Source organism: Nocardia nepalensis (assembly GCF_048910785.1).
Lineage (GTDB): Bacteria > Actinomycetota > Actinomycetes > Mycobacteriales > Mycobacteriaceae > Nocardia > Nocardia nepalensis.
In genome coordinates, this window is sequence record NZ_JBKBET010000032.1 from 1 (window position 1) to 3,785 (window position 3,785).

Below are 3,785 nucleotides of genomic sequence, written 5' to 3' on the forward strand. Positions count from 1 at the left end.
GCACGGATCACCCGCTGCTGCGAGGGCCCGTTGGGTGCGGTCAACCCGTTGGAGGCACCGTCCTGATTGACCGCCGACCCACGCACCACCGCCAACACCTGATGGCCCTTGGCGCGGGCGTCGGCCAACCGCTCGACCACGAGCACCCCGACGCCTTCGGAGAACCCGGTGCCGTCGGCGGTGCCGGCGTAGGACTTGCAGCGTCCATCGGCGGACAGGCCCCGCTGGCGACTGAATTCCAGGAACATCGTCGGGGACGGCATCACCGCCACGCCGCCGGCCAAGGCCAGGTCGCATTCCCCGGCCCGCAGTGATTGCACGGCCAGGTGCAATGCCACCAGTGACGACGAGCACGCCGTGTCCACCGACACCGCCGGGCCTTCCAACCCGAGCATGTAGGCCACTCGCCCTGAGGCCACGCTCGAGGTTTGCCCTGTCAGCTGAAGGCCTTCGAGCTGCGGGTCGCCACCGATGAGCATCGTTCCGTAACCCGACGCCACCACGCCACAGAACACTCCGGTGGTGGAGCCGGCCAGTGTCGTGGGGTCGATTCCGGCGTCTTCCAAGGCTTCCCAGGAGGTTTCCAGCAGCAGTCGCTGTTGGGGGTCCATCGCCAAGGCTTCGCGGGGACTGATCCCGAAGAACCCGGCATCGAAATCGCCTGCGGCATCCAGGAATCCGCCCGAGCGGGTGTAGGACTTACCCGCCGCGGCCGGGTCGGGGTCGAACAGACCCTCCACATCCCAGCCTCGGTCGGTCGGGAAACCCGACACCACGTCGCGGCCGGTAGCCACCATCTCCCACAAGCCTTGCCCGGAGTCGACTCCGCCGGGGAACCGGCAGCCGATTCCCACGATCGCGACCGGTTCGTCCACGCCCAGACGCGCTGGTGTCACCGACCGGACCGCCTGCTGCTGGACCCGTCCGCTCAACTGCTGGTTGAGGTAGTCGGCGAGTCGAGCGGGTGTGGGGTAGTCGAAGATGGTGGTGCTGGACAGGCGTAGTCCGGTGATTTGGGTGAGTCTGTTGCGGAATTCGATCGCGGTCAGTGAGTCGAATCCGAGTTCCAGGAATGCTTGGTTGGGGTCTATTGCCTGGGCTGAGGTGTGTCCGAGTACGACGGCTGCTTGTGTGCGGATCTCGTCGAGCACGATCTGCTGTCGGGCGGTTTCCTCGACGGTGGCGAGCCGTTGTGTCAGTGGTGTTCCGGTGGTGTCGGTGCGTCGCGCGGGTGTGCGGACGAGTCCTTGTAGTGGTGTGGGGAGTGCTCCGGCTCGTGCTTGTCGTTGTAGCGCCGCCATGTCCAGTCGGGCGGGCACTACCACTGCCGTTGCCAGATCGAGGCTTCGGTCGAACAATTCCAGTGCTAGCTCGGTGGGTAGTGCGCCGACACCGATCCGTTCCAGTCGTGTGAGTCCGGAAGTGCCTAGTTTGGCGGTCATTCCGGTGGGGTCTGCCCATAGTCCCCATGCCAGCGAGTGTGCTGGTAGTCCCTGCGACCGGCGCTGCTGGGCGAGGGCGTCGAGCCATGCGTTGGCTGCGGCGTAGTTGCCTTGTCCGGGGCTACCGATCAGTCCGGCCATCGAGGAGAACATCACGAATGCCGACAACGGCATCTCGGCGGTCAGTTCGTGTAGATGCCAGGTGGCGTCGATCTTTGGTCGTAGTGCCCGTTCGAGCTGGTCGACTGTCATCGATTCGATGACACCGTCTTCGAGTACCCCGGCCGTATGTACCACGGCTCCGAGTGGTCGTTCCAACGATTCCAGAAGCGTGGCCAATTGTTGGCGGTCGGTGACATCACACGCGACAACGTCGGTTTGGGCGCCCAACGCATCGAGGTCTGCGATCAGTTTCGCCGCGTCGTCTGCTTCCGGTCCGCGTCGGCTGACCAGCAGCAGCCGTTTGACGCCGTGTTTGTCGGCCAGATGTCTGGCCACCGTGGCGCCCAGACCGCCTGTGCCACCGGTGATCAGGACGGTTTCGTGTGGGTTTATCCGTGGCTGGGTGGTCGTTTCCCCTGTTCCTGCCGGGCTGAGCCGTGGCACCAAGGTTTGACCTGCCCGGACTGCGAGTTGGGGTTCGCCCAGCCCGACGAGTTTGCCCCAGTCCAGGTCGTGACCGCTCTCGGCGCCGATATCGACCAGCACGATCTGGCCCGGGTGTTCGCTTTGTGCCGAACGCATCAATCCCCACACCGGTGCCAGTCCCAGGTCCAAGGGCGCCTCGTCTGCCGCAATGGCGTGGCGAGTCACTACGACCAGGCGGGCTTGTGGCAGCCATTCGCTGCTCAACCATCGCTGCAAAAGGCTCAACGCGTTGGCTGTGGTAGCCCGCGCGGTGGCCGGCTCATCAGTGGCAGTCGTAGCCGTGATCGGAGCGATGACCAGATCCGGCCGTGCGGCCCCCTCCGCTAGGGCCCGTTCCAACTCGTCCAGATCGGTGAACCACTGCGCCGTATCGACTGGGTCGCTGACTGGGTCGCCGATTCCAGCGATCAGTATCGGTGTCGATTCATCTTTTCCTGCAGCGGTGACCGGCACCCAGTTCTGCAGGAACAAGCTGCGTTGACCGCCGAGTTGTGCCGCCGTGAGTTGTTCGGGGTTGACCGGACGCGTGGCAAAGGACTGCACCGATACGACCGCGGCGCCGGTGGTGTCGACTGCATCGACTCGTATCACGGACTCACCACGGGCAACCGCGCGGACACGCAGCCGCGAGACGTCCTGGCGGTCGAACCGCACCCCGGTCAAGCTGAAGGGCATCCTGGGTTGACTGTCGTCGCGGTCGATCAGAAAACCGGCTGCACTTTGCAGTACCGCATCCAACAGCGCCGGGTGAATCCCGAATCCCCGCGCCACATCCGTCTCGTCGGGCAACCCGACTTCGGCGTAAACCGCGTCACCGTTGCGCCAGAGCTCATGCACCCCTTGGAAGATGGGGCCGTAGTCATACCCCGCCTCGGCCAGCCGCGCGTACAACGCATCAACGGCCACCGGTTCTGCACCGTTCGGCGGCCATGTCGCAGGGAACGGCTCCCACGGTTCGGTGTCTGTGGAGGATGTGGCGGGTTCGGTCACAGCCAGCCATCCCCGCGCGTTACATACGGGCTCGCCCTGGTCCGTGCCGATCTCCGGGGCATGGGAGCGCGAGTAGATGCCCAGCTCTCGACGGCCGTCCTCACCGGCCTGCCCGACGGTGACCTGCACCTGAATCGTGTTCTGCTGCTGCAGGATCAACGGCGCCTGGAAAACCAATTCCTCGACAACCGGGCAATCCAGCTGTTGGCCTACCGCGTGTGCGAGCTCGACCAACGCAACTCCGGGGACGACCATCGCCCCGAGCAACACGTGATCGGCAATCCACGGCTGGGCCTGGACAGACAGGCGTCCGGTGAACACCCACTCGTCGCGATCGCCCACCGGCACCGCCGCGGCAAGTACCGGATGCTGCACCCGGTACTGCCCGGCCGAACCCGCATCGGCAGAACCCGAAGCCAGCCAATACCGTTGCCGCTGGAACGCATACGTCGGCAACCCGACCCGACCCGGTGTGGTGGTGTAAACCTTGCTCCAGTCGACAGGTACCCCCGCGACGAAGGCGTGGCCCACCGCTTTGACCATCGCGGTGGTCTCGGGGCGGTGCTTGGTCAGCACGGGGATCGTGATGGCCTCGGGAGAGGTCAGTGTCTGTTCTATGGCAGCTGACAGGCCAGCGCCGGGACCGACTTCGATGAACCGGGTGGCGCCCATCGACTCCAACAACTGCACACTGTCGGCGAAACG

At 65.2% G+C, this 3,785-nt stretch carries 1 protein-coding gene; it reads right to left on the reverse strand.

What is annotated here, in order from left to right; genetic code table 11:
• The coding region (locus tag ACHQ4I_RS28595) for an SDR family NAD(P)-dependent oxidoreductase (RefSeq protein ID WP_420774970.1) at positions 1-3,785 on the reverse strand (3,785 nt) is incomplete at both ends.